At 53.9% G+C, this 22,396-nt stretch carries 18 protein-coding genes and 4 pseudogenes; 7 read left to right on the top strand and 15 right to left on the bottom strand.

What is annotated here, in order from left to right:
* Positions 1 to 7: 7 nt before the first annotated feature.
* Positions 8 to 1,051, bottom strand: a complete 1,044-nt coding sequence (locus AC0L73_RS16505) for a threonine aldolase family protein (protein ID WP_473654284.1) — start codon at positions 1,049 to 1,051, stop codon at positions 8 to 10.
* A 52-nt stretch (positions 1,052 to 1,103) separates the two neighbouring features.
* A complete protein-coding gene (locus AC0L73_RS16500) occupies positions 1,104 to 1,526 on the bottom strand; it encodes a hypothetical protein (protein WP_227951511.1) in 423 nt (140 codons plus the stop codon).
* A gap of 4 nt (positions 1,527 to 1,530) precedes the next feature.
* Between AC0L73_RS16500 and AC0L73_RS16495 the strand changes: the two are divergent.
* The 3 genes and pseudogenes from AC0L73_RS16495 (at position 1,531) to AC0L73_RS16485 (ending at position 4,148) form a co-directional block, all read left to right on the top strand.
* Positions 1,531 to 2,501 (top strand): annotated as a pseudogene (locus AC0L73_RS16495) (RluA family pseudouridine synthase).
* Between the two features lie 116 nt (positions 2,502 to 2,617).
* Positions 2,618 to 3,496, top strand: a complete 879-nt coding sequence (rpoH, locus tag AC0L73_RS16490; protein ID WP_227951507.1) for an RNA polymerase sigma factor RpoH — start codon at positions 2,618 to 2,620, stop codon at positions 3,494 to 3,496.
* A 151-nt stretch (positions 3,497 to 3,647) separates the two neighbouring features.
* Positions 3,648 to 4,148 (top strand): hypothetical protein, encoded by a 501-nt coding sequence (locus AC0L73_RS16485; RefSeq protein ID WP_473654283.1) that lies wholly within the window; start codon positions 3,648 to 3,650, stop codon positions 4,146 to 4,148.
* A gap of 33 nt (positions 4,149 to 4,181) precedes the next feature.
* On the opposite strand, the gene AC0L73_RS16480 is transcribed toward AC0L73_RS16485, so the two are convergent.
* The 8 genes and pseudogenes from AC0L73_RS16480 to AC0L73_RS16445 all read right to left on the bottom strand — a co-directional run bounded on the left by AC0L73_RS16480 (position 4,182) and on the right by AC0L73_RS16445 (position 13,809).
* The gene (locus AC0L73_RS16480) at positions 4,182 to 4,541 is read right to left on the bottom strand and encodes a putative quinol monooxygenase (RefSeq protein ID WP_227951503.1); all 360 of its coding nucleotides are present in this window, start codon (positions 4,539 to 4,541) and stop codon (positions 4,182 to 4,184) included.
* Between the two features lie 96 nt (positions 4,542 to 4,637).
* Positions 4,638 to 5,144, bottom strand: coding sequence for a hypothetical protein (locus AC0L73_RS16475; RefSeq protein WP_473654282.1), 507 nt, complete (start codon positions 5,142 to 5,144; stop codon positions 4,638 to 4,640).
* 4 nt (positions 5,145 to 5,148) lie between these two features.
* Complete coding sequence (locus tag AC0L73_RS16470; RefSeq protein ID WP_473654281.1) at positions 5,149 to 7,194, bottom strand: serine/threonine-protein kinase; 2,046 nt, start codon at positions 7,192 to 7,194, stop codon at positions 5,149 to 5,151.
* Positions 7,195 to 7,272: 78 nt separating this feature from the next.
* The gene (locus AC0L73_RS16465; protein WP_227951496.1) at positions 7,273 to 8,442 is read right to left on the bottom strand and encodes a YbfB/YjiJ family MFS transporter; all 1,170 of its coding nucleotides are present in this window, start codon (positions 8,440 to 8,442) and stop codon (positions 7,273 to 7,275) included.
* 15 nt (positions 8,443 to 8,457) lie between these two features.
* On the bottom strand, positions 8,458 to 9,750 hold the full coding sequence (locus AC0L73_RS16460) for an adenylosuccinate synthase (protein WP_473654280.1): 1,293 nt from the start codon (positions 9,748 to 9,750) through the stop codon (positions 8,458 to 8,460).
* Positions 9,751 to 9,780: 30 nt separating this feature from the next.
* A pseudogene (locus tag AC0L73_RS16455) lies at positions 9,781 to 10,823 on the bottom strand (ATP phosphoribosyltransferase regulatory subunit).
* Positions 10,824 to 11,039: 216 nt separating this feature from the next.
* Positions 11,040 to 12,618, bottom strand: a pseudogene (serA, locus tag AC0L73_RS16450) (phosphoglycerate dehydrogenase).
* A 21-nt stretch (positions 12,619 to 12,639) separates the two neighbouring features.
* A complete protein-coding gene (locus AC0L73_RS16445; RefSeq protein ID WP_473654279.1) occupies positions 12,640 to 13,809 on the bottom strand; it encodes a phosphoserine transaminase in 1,170 nt (389 codons plus the stop codon).
* 284 nt (positions 13,810 to 14,093) lie between these two features.
* On the opposite strand from AC0L73_RS16445, the gene AC0L73_RS16440 reads away from it, so the two are divergent.
* A complete protein-coding gene (locus AC0L73_RS16440; protein ID WP_227951481.1) occupies positions 14,094 to 14,570 on the top strand; it encodes a DUF1203 domain-containing protein in 477 nt (158 codons plus the stop codon).
* Positions 14,571 to 14,649: 79 nt separating this feature from the next.
* On the opposite strand, the gene AC0L73_RS16435 is transcribed toward AC0L73_RS16440, so the two are convergent.
* On the bottom strand, positions 14,650 to 15,135 hold the full coding sequence (locus AC0L73_RS16435; protein ID WP_473654278.1) for a hypothetical protein: 486 nt from the start codon (positions 15,133 to 15,135) through the stop codon (positions 14,650 to 14,652).
* A gap of 276 nt (positions 15,136 to 15,411) precedes the next feature.
* Between AC0L73_RS16435 and AC0L73_RS16430 the strand changes: the two genes are divergently transcribed.
* Genes AC0L73_RS16430 through AC0L73_RS16420 form a run of 3 tightly spaced genes read left to right on the top strand, consistent with a single transcriptional unit; the run spans position 15,412 to position 18,725 of the window.
* On the top strand, positions 15,412 to 16,545 hold the full coding sequence (locus tag AC0L73_RS16430) for an aminotransferase class V-fold PLP-dependent enzyme (protein WP_473654277.1): 1,134 nt from the start codon (positions 15,412 to 15,414) through the stop codon (positions 16,543 to 16,545).
* A gap of 11 nt (positions 16,546 to 16,556) precedes the next feature.
* Positions 16,557 to 17,540, top strand: a complete 984-nt coding sequence (locus AC0L73_RS16425; protein WP_227951475.1) for an aldo/keto reductase — start codon at positions 16,557 to 16,559, stop codon at positions 17,538 to 17,540.
* 12 nt (positions 17,541 to 17,552) lie between these two features.
* Positions 17,553 to 18,725: an aminotransferase class V-fold PLP-dependent enzyme gene (locus AC0L73_RS16420; RefSeq protein WP_473654276.1), complete on the top strand. Its 1,173-nt coding sequence runs from the start codon at positions 17,553 to 17,555 to the stop codon at positions 18,723 to 18,725.
* A 16-nt stretch (positions 18,726 to 18,741) separates the two neighbouring features.
* Here AC0L73_RS16420 and AC0L73_RS16415 read toward each other — a convergent pair whose 3' ends face one another.
* The 4 genes and pseudogenes from AC0L73_RS16415 to folP form a co-directional block, all read right to left on the bottom strand.
* Positions 18,742 to 19,239 (bottom strand): DUF2059 domain-containing protein, encoded by a 498-nt coding sequence (locus AC0L73_RS16415; protein ID WP_473654275.1) that lies wholly within the window; start codon positions 19,237 to 19,239, stop codon positions 18,742 to 18,744.
* 78 nt (positions 19,240 to 19,317) lie between these two features.
* Positions 19,318 to 20,121: a bifunctional hydroxymethylpyrimidine kinase/phosphomethylpyrimidine kinase gene (gene thiD / locus AC0L73_RS16410; protein ID WP_473654274.1), complete on the bottom strand. Its 804-nt coding sequence runs from the start codon at positions 20,119 to 20,121 to the stop codon at positions 19,318 to 19,320.
* Between the two features lie 25 nt (positions 20,122 to 20,146).
* The gene (glmM, locus tag AC0L73_RS16405) at positions 20,147 to 21,496 is read right to left on the bottom strand and encodes a phosphoglucosamine mutase (protein ID WP_473654273.1); all 1,350 of its coding nucleotides are present in this window, start codon (positions 21,494 to 21,496) and stop codon (positions 20,147 to 20,149) included.
* A 57-nt stretch (positions 21,497 to 21,553) separates the two neighbouring features.
* Positions 21,554 to 22,338, bottom strand: a pseudogene (gene folP / locus AC0L73_RS16400) (dihydropteroate synthase).
* Between the last annotated feature and the right edge of the window lie 58 nt (positions 22,339 to 22,396).

Raw genomic sequence — 22,396 nt, 5'->3', positions numbered from 1 at the left:
GTCACCTTCAGGCAATTACCTTGAGCAAATGATTGACGTCCTGCTCACTTGTATTCCAGGACGTTACCAGCCGAACTTCACCTACAGACTCGTCTCCATTTCGGTAGTAGAGAATGTCGGAGACCGCGAGGCATTCAAGAGAAACTTCCGGTAGCCGTGCGAAAATCATGTTGGCTTCCACCGGGTAGAGGATCTCAGCACCGGGAATCGCGGAAATACCCTCAGCGGTGGCGCGCGCCATGCGGTTGGCATGGCCCGCTAGATCAAGCCACAGGTCATCCGTGAGATAGGCATCGAGCTGCGCCGATAGATAGCGCATTTTCGAGAAAAGATGCGCCCCGCGCTTGCGGCGGAACTCAAATTCGCGCGCCTTCTCGAGATTGAAGAAAATCACAGCCTCGGCCCCCATTGCACCGTTTTTTGTCGCCCCGAACGACAGGACATCCACCCCGGCGCGCCAGGTGATATCGGCCGGCGCGCAGCCAAGATGGCAGAGCGCATTGGCGAAGCGCGCACCATCCATATGCAGACCAAGATCATATTTCTTCGCAACCAATCCAATTTCAGCAATTTCCTGCGGCTGGTAGGCAGTGCCGCTTTCAGTTGCCTGAGTAATATCTATGACGGAAGGCTGCACATGATGGACATTGCCGGCACCCGAATTTTTAAGCAAGCCCTCCAACTCCGCCGGCAGCAGTTTTCCGTCCGCCCCGTCAAGCTTAACGAGCTTCGCGCCATGGGTATAAAATTCCGGCGCACCGCATTCATCATGCTCTATATGAGCAAGCTTGTGGCAGTAGATCGCGCCATAGGGCGGTGTCATCACGCTGAGGCCGAGCACATTGGCAGCCGTTCCCGTTGCTACGGGAAACGCCCGGAGATCGCATTCGAAAATTTGTTTAAGCTTTTCTTCAACACCGCGGGTGAGCGGGTCATTGCCGTAACTCGGCATCGGGCCCGCGTTGGCTTTCTGGATCGCTGCAAGTATTGTCGGGGCGACGGGCGCCGAATTATCACTAGCAAAATTAACGAGCGTTCCGTTCTTCACCATCTGCCCCCTGCTCTTTCTTCCGCCCATTTTTGCCGGATGAAATAATCGCTCTCTACTGAATACCATCTCGTTCAAGATTAAAGCTGCCAAGAACGCTCCCGTCATCGAGACTGATAACAAGGATCAACCGCGCGGCTCCCTCTGTACCGACGGTGACAAACAGCCGATCGTTAGAGGGAGTCAGGCTAATCAAATCCATGTCATCGGGGATAGGCAGGCGAATATCCCCAAACTCCGCGAGCGGCGATGTTCCGCTGGTCTTGGACAACATCGTATCCGGCATTTCCGGCGCGGGCTTTGTTTCCATTGCCGTCATGCGCTTATATATGGTAACCGCTATCACAGTGGCGAACAGGATGATCAGCACACCGAGGACTCCAACAATCCATTTCAGCAAGGTGAAATTGGGTCCGGAATTTTCGGATGGCTCTTCCGACATATGATCGCCCTCTTTTAACAAACGGTTCTGGTTCATTTGTATGCCATCCAATGAGGGTCCACATCAAGTTGAAGTTTCAAGCGGTGATGACGGCACCCGGCTCGACCGGCTGTTGGCCACAACGCTTGTGGAACTATCTCGCAACCGGATCAAGCCACTGATCAAGGAAGGGTTGGTTCTGCTGAACGGCGCGCCCGTGCTAAATCCATCTCACAAGGCCCGTGCGGGCGATATATACGAAATTACCGTGCCGGAAGCTGTTGAGAGCGAGCCGGAGCCAGAAGACATCCCTCTCGATATTATTTTTGAAGATGAGCATCTGATTGTCATCAACAAGCCCGCAGGCATGGTGGTACATCCGGCGGCGGGGAATTGGTCCGGCACGCTGGTGAACGCGCTTCTCCATCATTGCCGGGATAGCCTTTCCGGGATTGGCGGGGTGAAGCGCCCCGGCATTGTGCACCGGATTGATAAGGATACCAGCGGGCTGATGGTGGTCGCCAAAAGCGACGCCGCGCATCAGGGGCTTGCCACCCTTTTCGCGGCCCATGATATCGAGCGGCGTTACAAAGCCATTGTCTGGGGCCGGGTTTACCCCCTGCGGGCGAGATTGAAGGGAATATTGGCCGCGATCCACATAACCGCAAGCGCATGGCGATGATAACCAAGGGTGGCAAAAGCGCTCTCACCCGCTATAAACTCGTGGAAAATTTCTCCGATATCGCTGCGCTTGTCTCTTGTGAACTTGAAACGGGGCGCACGCACCAGATCCGGGTGCATATGGGCCATATCGGTCATCCGCTGGTCGGTGATCCGCTCTATACGCGGCCCAGGCGCAGCCGTGTCAGCGCCCTTCCTGAAGACAGGCAAAAAACCATCCTTTCCTTCAATCGTCAGGCACTTCATGCCGAAACCCTCGGTTTTGTGCATCCCGTCACAGACAAACGCTTGAAATTCGAGGTAGATTTCCCATCTGACTTAAGGGAACTGACCAAGGCATTCAGGGGATAAATCCCAAAATCATAGAAATGCCACGGTTCTTGAGTAGACAGGAATGTAATCCGGGCCCGGCTTTTGGGCGTATAATACGACAAAACCCGGGTGCCACGAATAGAGAGGGTCCTGATATGAGCACATCTACTTTACCCGTATTAACGCCGGAAGGCGGTCTATCGCGGTATTTGCAGGAAATCCGCAAATTCCCGATGCTTGAGCCAAGCGAAGAATATATGCTGGCCAAAGCGTGGAAAGACCATGAAGACACCGAAGCCGCCCATAAAATGGTGACGAGCCATCTACGGCTGGTCGCGAAGATCGCTATGGGCTATCGCGGTTATGGCCTGCCGATTGCCGAGCTGATCTCGGAAGGCAATGTCGGAATGATGCAGGCGGTCAAGAGATTCGAACCCGAAAAAGGTTTCCGCCTCTCCACTTATGCCATGTGGTGGATTCGCGCGGCCATTCAGGAATATATCCTGCGGACATGGTCCCTCGTGAAAATGGGAACAACGGCGGCGCAGAAAAAACTGTTCTTCAATCTTCGCAAAATCAAAGGCCAGATTGAGGCCATTGACGAAGGAGACATGACATCGGAGCAGGTAAAAACCATCTCCACGAAGCTGGGTGTCACCGAGGATGAAGTGATCAACATGAACCGCCGCCTGACGGCGCCGGATCATAGCCTCAACGCCCCGATGCGTGCCGAGAGCGAAGGCGAATGGATGGACTGGCTCGAAGATGAGACACCGAACCAGGAAACCGTCTATGCCGAGAGTGAGGAGTTGAAAAGCCGCCGCGCGATGCTCGCAAAGGCGATGGAGGTTCTCAATGAACGGGAACGTCATATTCTGACTGAACGCCGCCTGAGTGAGGAACCGAAAACCTTGGAGGATCTGAGCCAGGAATATAACATCAGCCGCGAACGTGTTCGGCAGATTGAAGTCCGGGCGTTTGAGAAGCTTCAACGGGCTATGAAGTCGAAAGTCATGGAAGAACGGCTGAACTAACTCGCTGTTCACGCGGATAAATATAGGGGTCTGCCCTTACCGGCAGTCCCCTTACTTGAAGATTGAAAATTAGGTGTCTCTGACGTCGGGCCATCTTCAATCCAACGGCAGTTTCAGACTTGGGTCACTATCATAGAATTAGGTGCCTTTCATGAAAGAGTTTGCGTTTGGAATCATTCAAAATACACCGATTTGGGTCTGGCCCCTTTTCTTCTTTCTAGTATTTGTTGGCCTGAATGCCATGAGAACGCGCAACAGCTCCGTTATCCCTTATTTTTTCTATCCGCTGCTTGGCCTGATCGCAGTAAATGCAAAACTCGGAAATGGTCAGGTTTCGACAGGTTGGCTGGTCTTCGCCTTCAGCTACCTGATCGGTGTCGTTGTTGCCTTTCGGTGGCAGGATGGATTGATTCTGGAAAAATCCGGTTGGAACATGACACTTCGTGGAGATCGCATAACAATTGTGATCCTGATGCTGATATTCTTTTCGAACTTTATAAATGGCGTGCTCGGCGCGATCGCACCGCATTTTGTTGAGACAATGTCTTATGCGATTATCTTTGGCGCTGTGGTCGGTGCCTGTTCCGGCAGCTTCACCGGTCGTACACTACGGGTCATAACTCTGGGGGAGCGCTCAGCAGCAACCGCTTAGACGCAATCGAGCACCCTTCCAAATACCTCTGGCCTAGCGTGAGAAACCTCCAACCGAATTCATGATGACCGGACCCATTGCGCTGAAAGCCTTCACCACCTCTTCAGACGGATCACCATAAAGCGTTATGGAGTTAGGTTTCAGCACTTCCATAAAGCGACGGCCGAAATTCTTACCGAAATTTCCCATATGAACCATCGTCGCAGCGGAATCCACATAGCGTTCAAGAATATGGCAGGTCTTCTTATCTTCGCTGACCGACCATTCATAGTTGAGGGCACCCGGCTCATTGGCCTCGGTCGCCTCCACCATTTCTTTCATCAGCGCCTCAAATTTTTCGTATTCGCCGTCCTTGATCGCGAGATCAAACATCCAGTAGACATGCCCTGTCATTCTTATTCTTCCTTATTTTAATGTTTGTGATGACAGCACTATGCCCAATGCAGGACATCATTTCCAGCCCTTATCCGAAAGAATTGAGGCCGCATACTATCGCTGGCGTTGCGAAATTTCTTTCATATCGGCAACAAATTGTCCGCCCCATTCCTCGATGAGCTTGCTCCGTTGTTTCTGCAGTCGGGCGAGATTGGCGCGCGCTTGCAACTCATAGGTTGAGAAAACGATTACCGGCACAGCCCAGGCCAGGAACACGGCAACACCGGCACCGCCCAGCATGGCAAGCCACATATAAACATCAGAGAGAATTTTAAAAGCCTCATGAAACGTATGGCCCCTCTCCCATAAAATTCCGATCACAGGAATAATTCCGGCGAGATTAAAGGCCAACATCGCCGCAAGACTGCCGGACCTATCTGTATTCAGAAGTAGTGCGACAAAGCTCGGAATCATACCGGCGATCAGAACCAGCATGGTTGGCGGTACAAAAACTATACCAAGACCCGACAAAACCAGCACCCAGAAAAGCGCAATATTCTGACCGGTACTGCTTTCGGTTCCATTCGCGGATTTTGCCGCTTTTTCTGCTTTCTTTGCCATTCAGTTATCCCAGAAAATAAAGGGCGGAGATGGTCATGCTGGTCACAAGTGTCGTAATCGCCAGAACCGATGTGATCCATATTCCATAATGTGCGGCATCTTGCCTGCGTTGTTCGCTCGCGCCTTCCAGATAGGCCGCGATCCGCTCTGATTCTGCGGAAGTTGCAAGCGCAATTTCATACTCACGTGTATCCTCAGCCAGTTGCCGCTCGATATCTGTTTCTTTCAGAATAGCTGCCAGATTGCCACTCTTCTTCGCCTCTTGGAATTTTTGGCTGACCACTTCCCGGCGCAAGCGGGAACGGATTTTTGCAAGGACCGGCTTCTGCGTTTCCTCCATCCAGCGGCAAAACCCCGGAAGCGGCCCCGGATGGGCGGCGGCCTGCAACTTGGCAAAGAGTTTAATCTGCGCCAGCGCATTGGCCGACGTACCTGGCGCGCTCGCTGCGAGCATCCGAAGATACTTATCAAGTCCCTTCGCCTTTGAGGTGATAAAAGCAGCAGAGTGCCTGTCAAACGGGTTGCCTTGGCCATTGGATGCGGCCAGCTTTTTCTCTGCAATTTCAATAAATTCAGGCACATTTCTTACATGTGATCCCAGAACAAGCGGACTAAGGCATGGGGTTTTCGGGTTCAGCTCATACAGGCATCGTTCAAGCCCGTAGCCGACATCCCGCTTTCGCCTCATATAGTCATAACACCTTGTCAGGGCGCTCTCGGGCACCCATTCCAACTGCCTCCCCTTGCTGCTGCGCGTTTCCTCCACAGACACTGTTTGCAACAGGGCCGTCTCCAGCAGTTCCATCAGGTCTTTCTTCATCTCAGCTTCATCATTCTGGAACGCCCATAACAAAAGAGGACCGAGGGCCCCCCGGCCAAAAGCTACGTTGCGATACCAGAAGATACCGTCCGGATCCAACAAGCGAACAGCCTGTGACACGGCGGCGGTATCAAACCGTTTATCGCCGCGTGATGAGTTGGCGGAAGCCTGGATTTGCTCAATCTTGGTCGCAGCATCCTCATCGCGAAGCGCGCTCTTGACCCATTTCGCCAATTTACCATTCTCGATCAGCTCCAGCGCGGCCTTCGATTTTCGCGTCATGGCATGGGCGAGAACTCTCGGGGAGCTGTATTCTTCCGATTGAAACAATATCTTACCAAAAGCATGACGATCACCGCGTCCGCGCCTGGGCGTGTCGCCAATCGCCTCCCGCCAATGGAGCAACGTCTCCGCATCCCAGCGGCGCTTTGGATCATCATGTAAAGTTCCGGCAAGTACATCACTCACCCGCGTTGACAAGCTCATGCCTTCGGTGAGGGCTGCGAAACTACCCAGCTCCAGCTTCTTCGTGTAAATCTCATCCGGGCTCAAATCCGCCGCTGGGAGCTTGCCGCCGACCAAGTGTAAAATCAGGACACCGGTCGCATAAATATCATCCGACGGACTACCGTCACCCCGTCCCGTGGGATGCGCCATTGCACATTCTAGCGGTTCATAAACGGCTGGTTGGGCCGATCCCGGTGCCGTTGTTATTGCCTCCCCCAGCAGAAATTCGCTCTGACTTTCGTCAGCGACAAAAAGATTGTCTGCGCGAATGCCGCGATGGGTCATGCCGTTTTTTTGCAAATTCAACAGGCAGGTCGCCACGGTCGACACGACCAAGTCCAGCACTAGAATTTCAGGAAGCGGAGCATCCCCTTCACGATACAAGCGTCCCCCCCGCGGCATTTCGAACACGGAAACATAACAGGCTTCTATTTCTGAAAACTGGACCTTTCCATGCGCCATAAGATCGACCATACCGGGGATATGGATCTCGCTCATTATCTGCGCCATAGCCAGACGGAAACTGCTGTAAGGATTTGAAATTACGGCAAAATACTCTGCAGACGGATTCTGAACATCTGTCGCCTGAACAACCATGTTATCGCCGTTTTCCATATCGACGAGACGCCGGGAAACATCGATCCTGAACCGTCCCCCAAGCAGAGGGCCAGCATCGCCAGTCGGCGACTTCGTCGGCATTTCTATTTTCTCGGCAACAGTCATTTGCGCTCGGCTTCAATCCAGCTATTAGAATATTGTCTCGGATTGTCGCAATTCGGCGTTAAAATGCCGTTAAATTTGTTATTGTCTGGAAGCCGGTTTCGCTGGCTTTCGCCACACGAGAAGGCTGCCGATAACAATCCCGCCTGCGGCGACCAACGACGCGGCAACGAAGTCCCCGAAAATACCATGCAAAAAGCCAGCAAATATTGGCCCGGCAATCTGTCCTATCCCAACAGCAAGCGTCATAACAGCGAGGATCTGGCGTGCGTGATCGGGCACCATATTCCGTGCTTCGACAAGCCCCAGGGCAGTCATCCCCATAAATGTCCCGCCAAGAAGAATAGCGGCCAAGGTGAGTATGACTGGGCCCTCACCTAACACGCTGGCGACAACACCAGCCGCCATTGCGAAACCGGCGAAGGTATAACTCCGCCTGTTGCCGACATAGGCCGCAATCCAGTTCCAGAAGGCAACGGAAGGTATCGCGGAAAGCCCAACAATTAGCCAGATATAGGACTGCATCCACTGCACTTCAGGTATTTGCCGGACAAGGGTCGAGAGGAAAGTCGCGGTAATAATATAGCCGAATCCAAGCAGAGAATAAGAGAAAATCAAGGCTTTGAGTGACCGGCTGTAATGAAGGCGTTCCCCCTTCACCGCGACAATAGTTGCGTCGGTCACCGGCGGAACAAGATAAAAAATCAGCGGGACAAGAGCAAAGGAAAGCGCGCCGGAGGCGATCCACATGCTCCGCCAGCCGGCATCCATGACCTCAATTCCGATAACCAATACCGATGACAGTACAATTCCCGTGCCCACCCCCGCGAAATGGAGCGCCGCAAGACCAGATCGCTTACGCGCGGCGAGACGATTGAGAATGAGGGTCGAGCCAAATACCATGGCCAACGCCGACGCCACACCGGCAATCAGGCGAAGGCCGAGGAAAACCTCAAAACTTGTCGTTATGCCCATTGCCAGAGTGGTTATCGTGCAAGTTACCATTGAAGCAAGGAACCAGCGTCGCGGACTACCCGGCAGGTTTTGTCGGCTACCGAACAAGGCGCCCAGTAAATAACCGAGATAATTAGCCGAGGCAATCAGACCTGCGTCCGGCTTGCTGATCCCCAACCCCATCTCCATAAAGGGCAGGATCGGCGTAAATACAAACCGACTGATCCCGATACAGACAGCGAGCGACAGCAGGCCTCCAAAGGCAAGCGACGCCATGCGATCTGACTGCTTGCCCATATGGTCTGCCTGCGCCTAGTCTTCGAACGGATCCCGGACGAGGATGGTGTCTTCGCGTTCCGGGCTTGTGGAAAGGAGCGCGACCGGTGCCTCGATCAGCTCCTCTACATGGCGGATATATTTGACTGCCGTTGCCGGAAGGTCGGCCCAGCTACGCGCGCCATAAGTGCTCTCGCTCCAGCCTTCCATGGTCTCGTAAATGGGTTTTACCGCCGCCTGATCTGCCATGTTGGAGGGGAAATAGTCGATCTGCTTGCCATTTAGTTCATAACCAACGCAAATTTTAAGTTCATCCATGCCATCCAGCACGTCAACCTTGGTCAACGCGATGCCGGTGAGACCACCGGTCTTGACGGCCTGACGCACCATCACTGCGTCGAACCAGCCGCAGCGGCGCTTGCGCCCCGTCACAACACCAAACTCATGCCCGCGTTCGCCAAGTCCCTTGCCGACGTCGTCGAACAGTTCCGTCGGGAACGGCCCTTCGCCAACACGGGTCGTGTAGGCTTTGGTAATGCCGAGAACATAATTGACCGAACTCGGTCCAACACCGCTGCCAACCGCTGCTTGTCCAGCGAGCGTATTGGAGGAGGTTACGAACGGATAGGTTCCATGATCGTTATCCAGCATCGCCCCTTGCGCGCCTTCGAACAGGACCCGCTTGCGGGCCTTTTTCGCCTCGTCCAGGCGGCGCCAGACAATATCCGAAAACTCGAGAACTTTTGGAGCGATTTCAACGAGTTGCGCGAGTAACTTATCCCCATCCACCAATGGCGCGCCCAGTCCTTTCCGAAGCGCGTTGTGATGATCGAGCAAGGTCGCGATTTTCCGCTTCAGAAGGTCCGCATCCGTAAGATCGCACACGCGAATCGCACGGCGGGCTATTTTGTCCTCATAGGCCGGTCCGATGCCGCGCCGTGTTGTGCCGATCTTCACTGCCGACGCCGCATCCTCCCGCAGGGCATCAAGCTCCCCATGAAGCGGTAGGATAAGCGTCGCGTTTTCTGCAATTTTAAGTGTGTTGTGATCGACGGTGACACCTTGCCCCCGCACGGTATCAATCTCTTTCATCAGCGCCCAGGGGTCGACGACAACGCCGTTGCCAATTACCGAAATCTTGCCGCCACGGACAATGCCGGACGGAAGCAGGCTGAGCTTGTAGACCTTGCCATCCACAACGAGCGTATGGCCGGCGTTATGCCCACCCTGAAAGCGCACAACGACATCTGCGCGCTCGGACAGCCAGTCAACAATCTTGCCTTTGCCCTCGTCACCCCATTGGGAGCCAACCACCGCTACGTTCGCCATTATCCTCAGTCCTTGAATATAAAATTTTGATCAGGAGAGTTTTTTAATTCCATCCGGCCCGAGAAACTGGCCGCAATTGAGGCGCCGTGCCTCAGCCTCGATATTGTCTTCCGGCGCGAGTCCTGCGACCGTTTTCCAGCCATCCTGACGCAAGGCATACCCTTGATCAAGACCGGTTCCAAAGGGGAGATATAGCCGATCATCCGCGGGCCTTCGAGGGACCGCCCGCATCAAACTATCGAGAAAGAGGGTAAAGCCGGACGCCGACTCCCCGTCCATCAGACGGTAACGCCCGCCCCGGCCAAGTTCCCCGCGCACACCGCGACCAAAGACCGTAAAGCTGAGACCGGTTTGATATTCAAACCCGCGGTATTCACCGGGATCAATCGTCAATTTGAGATCCGGTGCGGCCTGCTGAAGCTGAGCGACAACCTTTTTGAGCGCTGCGACTTGTCCTGCCGCCGCTTCTGGAAGGTCAATTTTTTCGAGCGCCTCCAATGCACTGTTTGCCGGTCCTGCTGCCTTCAAAAGCGCGGTAAGAATTTGGCTCAGCGTCGCGTCATAGTCATCAAGCGCCGCAGCGTCCTTGTGATCGAGAGCTTCACGCGCGGAGGCGGCTGTCTCTTCATCAACGCCCAATTCACCACAAAGCGTTGGCACAAGCGTGGGCAGTGTCAGATCAATTGAGAAATTCTCAACCTCAAGCGCACCAAGAGCCTCCGCCGCGAGCAGAATCAACTCCGCATCGGCAGAAGTTTCTGACGGACCGATCAGCTCCACGCCAGCTTGTGCAAATTGTCGCTCCGGCCGGAGTTGTGAGCCATATACCCGTAAAACCTGCCCCGCATAGGAAAGCCGCAACGGGCGCGGGTCCTGCTTCATGCGGGTGGTTGCCACCCGGGCGATCTGTAGAGTGATATCGGTGCGAATGCCCATCATCCGATGCGACACCGGGTCCATTACACGGAACATTTTGGACGCGAGAGCCGCGCCGGATCCCTCCAGCAGATGTTCCTCAAACTCGATCAGGGGGGCTTGACTTGCAGGTAGCCGTTCCCTGCGAAAACATCCATCAGGGTACGGTTAATCCGCGCTTCGCGTACGGCGGCGGGCGGGAGCATATCTGCCAAACCGGCGGGCAGCAGGCCTTTTTCAGAATAGTCATTCATTACGTGGGCCTATAAAGCATATTTCCCCGCTGTCGCCAACAGGAACAGCAAAAAAGCGGCAGTTTTTAACCGCCGCTTTTCCGAGAACACCCAAAGGTGCGAAATTTCGTCCAAAATGGCCTAGAAATTGAGCGGCTTGACCTGCTCCACATGAGGCAACTTTCGGACCGTATCTAACGTTTCCTGCGACAATTCCGAATCTATCTCTATCAAGGCGATCGCTTCGCCAGCCGCTTTGTGGCGACCTAGATTGAAAGTTGCGATATTAACACTGGCATCACCGAGAACAGATCCAAGCGCCCCGATAAAGCCCGGCTTATCCTTGTTGGTGACATAGAGCATATGGGGGCCGATCTCTGCCTCCATATTAATGCCCTTGATGCTGACCACGCGCGGACGGTCGTCGCCGAACAGGGTGCCTGCGATATCGCGGGTCTGATGCTCAGTCGTAATCGTGAGACGGATCAGAGTCTGGTAGTCTTCTTCCCGATCATTATAGCTTTCGGTCACGTCGATTCCGCGTTCCTTTGCCACCACCGGAGCATTCACCATATTGATGCTGTCCATCAGGGGGCTCAGCAGGCTCTGGATGATGATCGAGGTAAGTGGCTTGGTGTTGAGGCCCGCCGCCGCTCCTTCATAGTCGATGCGAACTGACTTGATGCCGCTTTCCGTGACCTGACCTGCAAAACCGCCAAGTTGGGTCGCCAGCTCCATATAGGGTTTCAGTTTCGGGGCTTCCTCCGCCGTGACGGACGGCATGTTGAGGGCGTTGGTCACCGACCCGACCAACAGATAATCGGACATTTGTTCCGCTACCTGAATGGCGACATTGACTTGCGCTTCATCGGTAGAGGCGCCCAAATGCGGCGTTGTCACCACATTATCCATGCCGAATAGGATATTTTCCTTAGCAGGTTCAACGGCGTAAACGTCAAGCGCAGCGCCGGCAACCTGTCCGGATCTCGAGTGCTGCTTTCAAGTCTTCCTCGACAACCAAGCCACCACGTGCGCAGTTAATCAGCCGCACGCCAGGCTTCATCTTGGCAATATTCTTGGCATTGATGATATTACGGGTGCTGTCGGTGATCGGCGTGTGAAGCGAGATATAATCGGCGCGGGCGAACAGATCGTCCAATTCCAGCTTCTCAACACCAAGCTCCAACGCCCGTTCCGGAGACAGGAACGGATCATAGGCGACGACTTTCATTTTAAGGCCGACCGCACGATCCGCCACGATCGAACCGATATTGCCGCAGCCGATGACGCCCAAGGTCTTGCCATACAGCTCGACACCCATGAATTTTGATTTCTCCCATTTGCCGGCCTGGGTGGAGGCATTCGCCGCGGGGATATGGCGAGAGAGCGAGAACATCATCGCGATGGCGTGCTCGGCGGTGGTGATGGCATTGCCGAAGGGCGTATTCATCACACAGATACCCGCCGCTGTTGCCGCCGGGATATCAACATTGTCCACACCGATACCGGCGCGGCCGATGACTTTCAGGTTACTTGCCGCCGCAATAATCTCGGCGGTTGCCTTGGTAGCGGAGCGGACAGCGAGACCGTCATATTCACCAATGCAGGCTTTCAGTTCCTCCGGCGTCATGCCGGTTAGTTCGTCTACTTCTACGCCACGCTCCCGAAAAATTTCAGCAGCGCGCGGGCTCATCTTGTCAGAGATAAGGACTTTGACCATTTTTTCGATCCTTCTTAAGGATTATTTCTGGAATGTGTTTTTAAGTGTCGCGTAGCCCCAATCGAGCCAGGGCATCAGGGCTTCAAGATCGGCCGTTTCCACCGTCGCCCCCGCCCAGATCCGAAGACCCGCCGGTGCATCTCGGTAATGCCCGATATCCAGCGCCGCCCCCTCTTTCTCGAGGATAGCGACGAGTTCTTTCGCCGCCTTTGGCTGATCCTCAGCGGGAAGCGCCGTAAACCAGTCATCGGTGATCTTGAGGCAGACTGAGGTGGTGGAGCGGATGGCCGGATCACCTGCGAGATAGTCAGCCCAGTCGGATTTTTCGACCCAGTCGGAGATCACCTTCGCGTTGGCATCCGTACGGGCAATCATGCCCTTGCCGCCGCCGATGCTTTTCGCCCAGTTAAGGGCGTCCAGCGCATCCTCGACTGCCAGCATGGAGGGAGTATTGATCGTTTCCCCCTTAAAGATACCGTCAATGAGCTTGCCGCCCTTGGTCATGCGGAAGACCTTCGGGAGGGGCCATGCGGGGGTGTAGCTTTCCAGCCGCTCAACAGCGCGCGGGCTCAGGACCAGCATGCCATGAGCCGCCTCCCCGCCTAGCACTTTCTGCCATGACCAGGTGACAACGTCGAGTTTTTCCCATGGCAGTTCCATGGCGAACACGGCGGAGGTCGCATCGCAAATGGCAAGACCTTCACGGTCGTCCGAGATCCAGTCACCGTTCGGGACACGGACGCCGGAGGTTGTGCCGTTCCAGGTAAAGACCGTGTCGCGGGACCAGTCAGTCGCGGCGAGGTCCGGGATCTCGCCATATTCGGCGGTGATCACTTCGGCGTCTTTCAGCTTCAACTGCTTGACCACATCGGTGGCCCAGCCGGAACCGAAGCTTTCCCACGCCAGCATGGTGACCGGGCGCGCGCCCAGCATCGACCAGAGCGCCATTTCTACGGCACCGGTGTCAGAGCCCGGCACAATACCGATCTTGTAGTCATCGGGAATGCCAAGCAGCGCGCGATGTTTGTCGATCACGGCTTTCAGCTTGGCTTTACCCTCACCCGAACGGTGGGAGCGACCAAGACACGCATCTTCAAGATTTTGGAGGGACCATCCGGGGCGCTTCGCGCAAGGGCCGGATGAAAACAGGGGAGAGTTAGGGCGTCTCTCCGGACGCATTTCTACTGTCATAATAAACTAAACCTTCCAGTCTAGAGCATCCCGGTGGGGGGATGTGGCCCGCCGTTCATAGACAAAAAATCGAGGACGATGTCAACGGGAATTTTTGCACTGCGACAATTTGCCGGATATTTGCGCTGAGAATGTTCGCTATCCGCATAAATATCCCGATAGCGACAGTGATTTCTCTGAGAGAGACAGAATCGAGACCAAAATTCCATCTCGGCATTCGGATATTTTCCTAGAACGCAAGGCCCTAATGTCACCTCCGAACCGAACAATGGAGATACAGAATTATGACGAAACTTTCCTACATTCCCCTGCCGACGGACGAGGTGCGCGCTCTTCAAAATGGTGGGTTGGACGCCTATGGCCACGCGCCGGAACATCATATATCCGACGGAGACGGCAATCCCTGCCGCCATTGCCTTTCCAATATTGCGGCGGGTGATGAATTCCTAGTGCTGTCCTACCGGCCTTTCGCGTCTGAACAACCCTACGCGGAGCAGGGGCCGATTTTCCTCCATGCGATGGAATGCGAGGCCTATGTCAGACACCATGAGCTTCCCGAAATGATCAAGTCCCGCGCTGGGCTTCTTTTACGCGGTTACGGAGACAATGACCGTATCGTTTACGGCACCGGCCAGTTCGTCGCGCCGGAAGAAATCGAGGCCGCCGCGCGAAACATCCTCGCGACAAAGGGCGTCGCCTATGTCCATGCCCGCTCCGCCACCAATAACTGCTATCAGTTACGTATCGAGTTGATGACGTAAAACTACCCGTCATTAAACCGAACGCCGACTATCTCCAGTCTTTGTATGCGCTAGTCGCCGCTGTACGGACAAAGACGACTTAAAATTCCAGATCACTCCATTTGATCCGCAGTCGTTTCTCATTAGTTTTTGGAAGCAGTTTACGATCAACTAGTCGATGGCAGATTTTAAAATCTTCATTGATATTCACAACTAGCAGCTCGTTGAAGTGCCCCTTCAGATCGACTAGCACTTCGTCACGAGTCTTAAATGGCGAAATTGTTTTCACTTCGATGAAGTCATTCCCCAGTCGTCCATCGGATCCTTGAGCATAATTATTATGAAGCTTGATACCGTATGTTATTGCACCGTATAATTCACCAATATCCCCGTAGACCTGCAGGTGCAGACCTGTTTCCCGGTAATAATCTTCCGCAGTGGTTAAAAGCTGTTCAAAAATCGGAATTAAGGCGAGATTTGCTTTGGGATACCTCGCCCTCCATTCCTTGTACTGGATTTGCTGGTTTATTTCATCCCAGCTAACCCATTCATCACTATCCCAAAATGCGTTATCGGGGCCGAGCATGATATACCTCCAAAATATTTAAAGCTTCGGGTAATAGAAGCGTTAATAGTGCGACTATGCATCGAAGAATTTAAACGATAGCCGCACTATATTCTTTACCTTCCATACAGACGATTATCCTCAACTCATGATTGTAATTTAATCTAGGGTCTTATCATCCATAATAGAACAAACGTCTAAACAATCGCTTAATTGTCCCGGTGACAATAAAGGGCTGGTCAAAGGCGTTGGGGATCGAGAGAATACGGGATAATCATACTCTCGAGGTTGTTTTCCATGATCCCCAGCCAACGCCATCTTTTTGATATCCCGGACGATATTGCCTATTTCAACTGTGCCTATATGGGACCGCTCCTGAAAGCCGCGCGGGCGGCTGGTCATACGGGCGTGGACCGCAAATCCCTGCCCTGGACAGTCTCCCCGGTTGACTTCTTTACCGAATCAGAAAAGGCGCGATCATTATTTGCAGAACTGATCGGCGCAACAGCAAATGATGTCGCGATTATTCCGAGTGCGTCTTATGGCCTTGCCGTTGCGGCGCGGAACATCCCGCTTAAAGCCGGTCAGAAAATCCTTCTCCTTGAGGATCAGTTCCCGTCGAATGTTTATTGCTGGCAGCAGCGTGCACACGACAGCGGCGCCGAGATCGTCACTGTGTCGACGCCTGCCGATCATGACTGGACGTCGGCTGTCCTTAACGCGATTGATGAGAATGTCGCCCTCGCGGCCCTGCCCCATAATCACTGGACAGACGGCGCACTCCTCGACCTAGTGGCAATTGGGGAGAAACTCAGGGCGCAGGGCGCAAAGCTGGTTCTTGACGTGACTCAATCGCTCGGCGCGATGCCGCTTGATCTTGCGCGCGTAAAGCCCGATTTCATGATCGCCGCAGCCTATAAATGGCTACTCGGACCCTATAGCCTCGGCTTCATGTATGTCGCGCCGGAGCATCAGAACGGCAACCCGCTGGAATATAACTGGCTCAACCGCAAGGGATCGGAGGATTTTGCCGGGCTGGTTGATTATGTCGATGACTATCAGCACGGCGCGCGACGATTTGATATGGGAGAGCGGGCGAACTTCGCACTGATGCCTGTTGCCGTTGCCGCGCTTGAGCAAATCCTCGACTGGGGAGTCGCCAACATTCAGGGAACACTAACGCAGAAAACGCGTGATATCGCCGCGCGATGCGAGAGGCTCGGGCTAACCTCCCTCCCCGACGAGCGGCGCGCCGGGCATTTTCTCGGGCTCCGGCGGACGGATGGATTGCCCAAAAACCTCCTTGAAACCCTGCTGAAGGAGAATATCTATCTCTCCGTACGGGGCTCAAGCTTGCGGGTCACCCCTCACCTCTTTAACAACGAGTCAGATAGCGATAGACTGCTCATGGCGCTAGAAAATATCCTCTGACGGAGATAAAAATGAACTTGAAAAGACTGGGAAATACCGGCCTGAAAGTAAGCGATCTTTGCCTCGGCACCATGACCTATGGCGACCCGAGCTGGCGGGACTGGGTCCTGCCAGAAGAGGAAAGCCGCCCCTTTATCAAGCGCGCACTTGAGCTGGGCATCAATTTCTTCGACACTGCCGATATGTATTCATTGGGCGTATCGGAGGAAATTGTCGGACGGGCGCTAAAAGACTACGCCAAGCGCGATGAAGTTGTCATCGCCACAAAAGTCTTCAACCGGATGGGGAAAAGTCCGCTAACCGGTGGCCTCTCGCGCAAGCATATCATGCATTCCATTGATAATTCCTTGCGCCGCCTCGGCACCGACTATGTCGATCTATATCAGATTCACCGCTGGGACTATGACACGCCGATCGAAGAAACGCTGGAAGCGCTAAACGATGTCGTCCGCGCCGGCAAGGTCCGCTATATTGGCGCTTCTTCCATGTTCGCCTGGCAGTTCATGAAGGCGCTTTCCATCTCCGAAAAGAATAGCTGGGCGAAGTTCGTCTCCATGCAGAATGTTTATAACCTTGTTTATCGGGAAGAGGAGCGCGAAATGTTGCCTCTCTGTGAGGATCAGGGTATTGGCGTTATTCCCTGGTCACCGCTCGCGCGCGGGTTCCTCGCCGGGAACAAGAAAAAGGATGCGGATGGAGAGACGACCCGCTCCCGCTCCGATGCTATGATAAAATCCATGCGGATTGGACAGGGCGCCGACTATGACATCCTCGCCGTTGTGCAGGAAATCGCAAAGGAACGTGAGGTCACTCCAGCACAGATTGCCCTCGCCTGGGTCCACCACAGTCCCACTGTCACCGCGCCCATTATCGGGGCGAGCAAGATGTATCAGTTGGAAGAGGCCGTTGCCGCACTTGATATATCGTTGGATATGAACGAACTCGCGCGCCTCAAGGACGCCTATATCCCCCATGCTGTAGCCGGACATCGCTAAACAGGACACCTAATGACACTTGATATTGATAAACTCCGATCGGAGACGCCAGGAACAGAAAACCGGATTCATCTCAACAATGCGGGCGCGGCATTAATGCCGCTCCCTGTCTATGAGGCGGTGAAAGATCATCTCAATCTGGAACTGGCCATCGGCGGCTATGAGGCTCAGGCAAGAGCTTTGCCCGCGTTTGAGCGAACCTATGACGCCATCGCCGAATTGATCAACTGTGACCGCAGCGAAATTGCACTTGTCGAGAATGCGACCGTCGGTTGGCAAATGGCCTTCTACGGCCTGAAATTCGCGCCCGGGGACCGCATCCTGACGGCTGAGGCCGAATATGCCACCAATGTCATTGATTATCTGCAAGTTGCAAAACGAACGGGCGTCAAAATCGATTTCGTACCGAGCGATAACCGCGGGCAAATGGATGTTGCCGCTCTGGAAGAGATGATAGACGACAAGGTGAAGCTTATTTCGGTGACCCATGTGCCGACCAACGGCGGACTTGTCAATCCGGCGGCAGAAATCGGCAAAGTCGCTCGAAAATATGGCATTCCCTATCTTCTGGATGCCTGCCAGTCCGTCGGGCAGCTTCCCGTCGATGTAGAGGAAATCGGCTGCGACATGCTCTCGGTGACGGGACGGAAGTATCTTCGGGGGCCGCGTGGTACTGGCTTTCTCTATGTCCGGAAGAGTATTTTGGACAAGCTGGAACCGCCATTTCTTGATATGCATAGCGCGGAATGGACGTCCCTCGACGGATATACAATGCGCAAGGATGCCCGCCGGTTCGAGAATTGGGAGTTCAATGTCGCCGCCGTCATCGGACTCGGCGCTGCCGTCGATTATCTTCTCACCCTCGGAATTGAGGAAACCTCGACCCGGCTCTGCGCCCTTGCCGCGACCGCGCGGGAAAAACTCTCAAAAGTACCCGGCGTCACCGTTCAGGATATCGGCGCTCAAAAAGGCGGTATCGTCACCTTCGATCACACAACAAAGAGCCCGGACGAAATTAAGAACTACCTTGCGGAGCGGAGTATTAATGTCTCTATCACCGGTCTCTCCAGCACTCGCTTCGATCTTGAGAAACGGGGTATAGATGCAATGATAAGAGCTTCATTTCATTATTATAACACGGACGATGAAATCGACCGGCTTATTGAGGCTCTTGCGGAAATTTAGTCCTCCAGCTTGACAATCAAATATCGTAACCTTTGCTGGCCAGTTCCTTGCGGATACGCTCCATCGCGATAGCCGCAATCTTCTGGCCCCACTGATTTCCGATCATCATGGATTTTTGCACTATTACCGGAGTTTCACGAACTAACTTCTGGCCGAGCGGGGACTTGTAGAACGTCGTTAGTTCCTGAATTTCTTCAAGCGTAAATGTCTGTTCGTACAACTCGACAATCGGAACGGTTAATCCTGGCAAATTCTCGTTAAAGGTTTCCATTACTATCCTATAGGACTTTTCTTTAACCTCTTCCGGAATATTCGGCTTAGAACTGAAACTCTTATCTAGATAAAATCGAACGCTATCAGACGTGACAGTCTTTAAATTATCAGCCAATCTTGTGACTCTCAGGAGTTCATCGATGGCTTCAATTTTTGCTGTGGACTCCGCTCCATGCACGGCACCAGATCCAACAAAAAATATCAAGCCAATGCCCAATAAAGCGTGTTTAAAATAGGCCATGCCTTACTCCTATCGAGTGATAGTAATTATTTTACTACATCAATACTATCAAAAGGTGTTTTCAAAGGATAGCTAAAGCTATTCAAACCGCCCCACTGTATGCCCGTGATTGAGCGGTCCGTGACCTGCGCCGATGCCGGGTGCCTCAAAGATCGCGTTTTCCACATAGCGAATGGCGCGGGCAACGGCCGCCGGGACCGATAGACCTTGCGCAATGCCTGTTGCAATAGCCGATGACAGTGTGCAGCCCGTGCCATGAGTATGGGGCGTCTCAATCCGTCGATGTGAAAAAGTTTGGACCCCTTTCGGTGAAACAAGAAGATCGACAATTTCCGCCCCTTCGCTATGTCCGCCCTTCATTAATACAGCGACGGGCCCCATATCGAGCAGAAGACGGCCCGCCTTTTCCATATCGGTCAGATTGTTGATCTTCATGCCGGTAAGCTGTTCAGCCTCCGGAATATTCGGGGTGAGAACAAGAGTATGCGGCCCAATCAGGCGTTTTTTTATGGCGTCGCTCGCCTCTTCTGCGATCAGACTCGCGCCGCCTTTGGCAATCATTACCGGATCAAGCACCACCGGCGGCAATTTATCGAGCTGATCAAACAGACCCGCGACGGCATCCACCACTTCTTTTCGATGAAGCATACCGATTTTGATGGCATCTGCACCAATATCTCTTAAGACAACGTCAATCTGCTGCGCGACGAAGGGAGCAGAAACCGCCTCAATCCCCTCAACACCGAGGGTATTTTGTGCCGTCAGCGCGGTTATCGCCGTCGCCGCATAGCCACCAAGGGCCGTTACCGTCTTAATATCTGCCTGAATACCTGCCCCACCGCCGGAATCCGATCCGGCGATAATCAATACACGCCCCTGCATACTACCCTCTTATGTCTTATTTTTATCAGCCAACTGAGGCAGTAACCTCATTGACTATATTATCGACAATCTCATTAACCAGGCTGTCGTTCGTTCCCTCGCCCATCACGCGGATCAGCGGTTCCGTCCCGGATTTTCGGATTAAGAGCCGTCCTTCATTTCCGAGTCGGGTTTCCCCGTCCCGGATTGCCTTCTGCACAGCGTCGCCGGAGAGCGGATCCCCTGTCCCATACCGCACATTCTTGAGAATCTGCGGCCAAGGATCAAAATTATGGCATACCTCGCTGACCGGTCGGCCCTCTTCTACGATCACGGACAGGACTTGAAGCGCGGCAATCAGGCCGTCACCCGTTGTGCTATAATCATTGAGGACAATATGTCCCGACTGCTCTCCGCCGACGTTAAAACCATGCTCACGCATATGTTCAACAACATAACGATCGCCAACATTGGTCCGCGCGAGGGTCAGGCCGCGATCCTCCAAGAATTTCTCAAGCCCCATATTGGACATAACCGTTGATACGATACCGCCACCCTGAAGCTTTTCGCGACGTTGCCAGGTTCGGGCGATCAGCGCCATGAGCTGGTCTCCGTCAATCAGTCGCCCCTTCTCATCGCAGATCAACAACCGATCTGCATCCCCATCGAGGGCAATGCCGAGATCGGCCCCTTCTTCAACGACACGGGCGCACATAGCATCCGTCGAGGTTGAACCACAGCCATCATTGATATTAAATCCGTTGGGAGAGACACCCATGGAGATGACATCTGCCTCCAACTCCCAGAGCACTGTCGGCGCCACCTTATAGGCTGCGCCGTTCGCGCAATCGACAACGATTTTAAGCCCCTTCAGGAGTTGGTTTCGGGGGAAACTGCTTTTGGCAAATTCGATATAGCGACCACGCGCGTCATCGAGACGCTGCGCTCTACCTAGCTTCGCCGGATCCGCCAGCACAATATTGCTGTCGTCAATGATGTCGGCTTCTATGCTTTTTTCTACTTCGTCGGATAACTTATAGCCATCGGGGCCGAAAAGCTTGATGCCGTTATCCTCGAACGAGTTATGAGACGCGGAAATCATCACCCCGATATCCGCCCGGAGCGAGCGGGTCAGCATGGCGATCGCTGGCGTGGGGAGCGGTCCGACAAGAATCACATCCATCCCGACCGAGGTAAAGCCGGCGGTCAAAGCAGGCTCCACCATATAGCCCGAGAGACGGGTATCCTTGCCGATCACGACACGATGACGAAAATCGCCACGCCCGGCGAATTTCTTGCCTGCGGATTTACCCACTTTGAGGGCGATCTCTGCGGTCATCGGCTCCTTATTCGCCGTGCCGCGAATGCCGTCAGTTCCAAAATATTTTCGTGTCATGGCTCTGTCTCTAAATAAAATTCGGCAACACCCTAACAGAAAACCCTTAAAACATGTCTAAAAAGAGGCGTTATCAATTGCCCGCCATATTTCAAGAGCCTGGCGGGTTTCCTTAACGTCATGAACCCGCAAAATCCGGGCGCCTGCTTGTGCGCCATGAAGGGCAACAGCGACCGATCCGATGATGCGTTTAGATGCCTCCGGTTCGTGTGTTATACGTCCAATAAAAGATTTTCGTGATGCCCCGAGCAGAATATCACAGCCAAGTGCCTGAAACGCTGACAGCGACTTGATCAGCAGAAGATTATGATCGACCGTTTTGCCAAAGCCGATGCCCGGATCGACAATAATATTACCCCGCGCAATACCCACCGCTTCGCAAACCTCAACCCGCCCGCGCAAGTAAGCCATGACATCGGCAACCACGTCGTCGTAGCTGGGATTGTCCTGCATGACCTTGGGGTCTGCAAGGCTATGCATCAGGCAAACCGGCAGGCCGCTTTCCGCCACGAAATTGAGACTGCTAGGATCATATTCAAGGGCGCTGACGTCGTTAATTAAAGTGGCGCCCGCCGCGACCGCCGCGGCCATTACATCTGCTTTCCGGCTATCGATGGAGATCGTGACACCAAGATCGCGGCAGCCGTCGATCACCGGCACAACACGCGCACATTCTTCCTGCACACTAATCGCATTGGCGCCGGGTCGGGTGCTCTCCCCCCGATATCAAGGATATCCGCCCCTTCCGAAACCAACTGGCGGGCATGGGCGATTGCAGCATCAATGCTTGAATGCTGCCCGCCGTCAGAGAAGCTGTCAGGCGTAACGTTCACGATCCCCATGATTAAGGGGCGCGACGCGTCATTGGCTGTCATAGAAGAAAGGCCCCGCGATGAAGCG

The organism is Sneathiella sp. D3-11 (assembly GCF_055809395.1).
This window is presented reverse-complemented; position numbering and strand designations above follow the sequence as displayed.

Bases quoted from the DNA above. Each gene is read 5' to 3' on its own strand.
- AC0L73_RS16505 (WP_473654284.1), bottom strand. From the start codon at position 1,051: ATGGTGAAGAACGGAACGCTCGTTAATTTTGCTAGTGATAATTCGGCG.
- AC0L73_RS16500 (WP_227951511.1), bottom strand. From the start codon at position 1,526: ATGAACCAGAACCGTTTGTTAAAAGAGGGCGATCATATGTCGGAAGAG.
- rpoH (WP_227951507.1), top strand. From the start codon at position 2,618: ATGAGCACATCTACTTTACCCGTATTAACGCCGGAAGGCGGTCTATCG.
- AC0L73_RS16485 (WP_473654283.1), top strand. From the start codon at position 3,648: ATGAAAGAGTTTGCGTTTGGAATCATTCAAAATACACCGATTTGGGTC.
- AC0L73_RS16480 (WP_227951503.1), bottom strand. From the start codon at position 4,541: ATGACAGGGCATGTCTACTGGATGTTTGATCTCGCGATCAAGGACGGC.
- AC0L73_RS16475 (WP_473654282.1), bottom strand. From the start codon at position 5,144: ATGGCAAAGAAAGCAGAAAAAGCGGCAAAATCCGCGAATGGAACCGAA.
- AC0L73_RS16470 (WP_473654281.1), bottom strand. From the start codon at position 7,194: ATGACTGTTGCCGAGAAAATAGAAATGCCGACGAAGTCGCCGACTGGC.
- AC0L73_RS16465 (WP_227951496.1), bottom strand. From the start codon at position 8,442: ATGGGCAAGCAGTCAGATCGCATGGCGTCGCTTGCCTTTGGAGGCCTG.
- AC0L73_RS16460 (WP_473654280.1), bottom strand. From the start codon at position 9,750: ATGGCGAACGTAGCGGTGGTTGGCTCCCAATGGGGTGACGAGGGCAAA.
- AC0L73_RS16445 (WP_473654279.1), bottom strand. From the start codon at position 13,809: ATGACAGTAGAAATGCGTCCGGAGAGACGCCCTAACTCTCCCCTGTTT.
- AC0L73_RS16440 (WP_227951481.1), top strand. From the start codon at position 14,094: ATGACGAAACTTTCCTACATTCCCCTGCCGACGGACGAGGTGCGCGCT.
- AC0L73_RS16435 (WP_473654278.1), bottom strand. From the start codon at position 15,135: ATGCTCGGCCCCGATAACGCATTTTGGGATAGTGATGAATGGGTTAGC.
- AC0L73_RS16430 (WP_473654277.1), top strand. From the start codon at position 15,412: ATGATCCCCAGCCAACGCCATCTTTTTGATATCCCGGACGATATTGCC.
- AC0L73_RS16425 (WP_227951475.1), top strand. From the start codon at position 16,557: ATGAACTTGAAAAGACTGGGAAATACCGGCCTGAAAGTAAGCGATCTT.
- AC0L73_RS16420 (WP_473654276.1), top strand. From the start codon at position 17,553: ATGACACTTGATATTGATAAACTCCGATCGGAGACGCCAGGAACAGAA.
- AC0L73_RS16415 (WP_473654275.1), bottom strand. From the start codon at position 19,239: ATGGCCTATTTTAAACACGCTTTATTGGGCATTGGCTTGATATTTTTT.
- thiD (WP_473654274.1), bottom strand. From the start codon at position 20,121: ATGCAGGGGCGTGTATTGATTATCGCCGGATCGGATTCCGGCGGTGGG.
- glmM (WP_473654273.1), bottom strand. From the start codon at position 21,496: ATGACACGAAAATATTTTGGAACTGACGGCATTCGCGGCACGGCGAAT.